A 1,335-nucleotide genomic window follows, 5' to 3' on the forward strand; every position below is an offset into this window, starting at 1 on the left:
GACACTATCCCATTAAGTGTGTAAACTTAATTTATCGAGGGTTTGACTTTCTTAAAGTTGAACCCTTTTTTCAAATATAGTTAAAAATTGGTTTAAAATAATGCCCCAATTCCTAATAGGCATTGACCATTTCTTGGTAGCCTCCCTTAATGCTAAAAATGTGGATTTCATTACAGCTTCATCGGTTGGGAATGAGAGCTTGTTTTTGGTGTATTTCCTAATTTTTCCATTGAGATTTTCAATAAGGTTTGTAGTGTAAATGATTTTTCTGATTTCAACCGGAAACTCATAAAAAGCAGTAAGCTCTTCCCAGTTATCCCTCCAACTTTTGATGGCATAAGAATACTTGTGTTCCCATTTTTCAGCAAAGTCCTCCAGGGCGGCCTTAGCGGCGCTTTTGGTAGGTGCATCGTAGATGTTTTTCATGTCTTTTGTAAACTCCTTTTTATCCTTCCAGACCACATAGCGACAAGCATTCCTAATTTGGTGTACCACACATATTTGAGTCTTGGATTCAGGGAACACGTTTTTAATGGTGTCGGTAAAGCCATTAAGGTTATCGGTGGCGGTAATAAGCAAATCTTGAACGCCTCTGGCTTTCATATCGGTCAAGACGCTCATCCAGAAGGCTGCCGATTCGTTCTTGCCCAACCAAAGCCCCAAGACTTCCTTTTTGCCGTCTCTACGAAGCCCTACGGCAATGTACATGGTTTTGTTGATGACTTTGGAGTTTTCTCGTACCTTGAAAACGATGCCATCCATCCAGGTTATTAAATATACAGGTTCTAGGGGGCGGTTCTGCCAAGCCACAATATCGTTGGTAACTTTATCTGTGATGCGTGATATGGTGGATGTTGATACATCAAAACCGTAGACCTCTCGGATTTGTTCTTCGATATCAGAATTACTCATACCTTTGGCGTATAGACTGATAATTACGTTTTCTATGCCATCGACCATATTGGTTCGCTTAGGGACAAGCATGGGGTTAAAGGAGGCTTCCCTGTCCCTAGGTACTTGAATGATACTTTCACCTAAAGCGGTTTTTACCTTTTTGGAAGCATAACCGTTGCGTGAGTTCGGATTGGGCGATTGTTCGTGTCTGCTGTAATCTAAATGAGCATCCAGCTCGCCTTCCAGCATCTTTTCAATGCCTCGTTTTTGAATGGACTTTAGAAAAGAGGTTAGTTCTTCTCCTGTTTTAAACTGTTTTAAAAAGTCGTCGTTTAATAAATCGTCTTTGTTCATCGTGTATAAAATTTAAATTAATAAAAAAATATCGAGGGTTGCAACCCTCGATATTTTTAAACTTTACACACTTTGTGAGATACTACC

General features: G+C 39.8%; 1 protein-coding gene. It reads right to left on the reverse strand.

The genetic code is table 11. The features are described from left to right. Positions 1 to 51: 51 nt before the first annotated feature. Positions 52 to 1,248: an IS256 family transposase gene (locus ACFSQS_RS16105; protein WP_153267032.1), complete on the reverse strand. Its 1,197-nt coding sequence runs from the start codon at positions 1,246 to 1,248 to the stop codon at positions 52 to 54. Positions 1,249 to 1,335 lie beyond the last annotated feature (87 nt).

The organism is Gelatiniphilus marinus, from assembly GCF_042684345.1.
GTDB lineage: Bacteria > Bacteroidota > Bacteroidia > Flavobacteriales > Flavobacteriaceae > Gelatiniphilus > Gelatiniphilus marinus.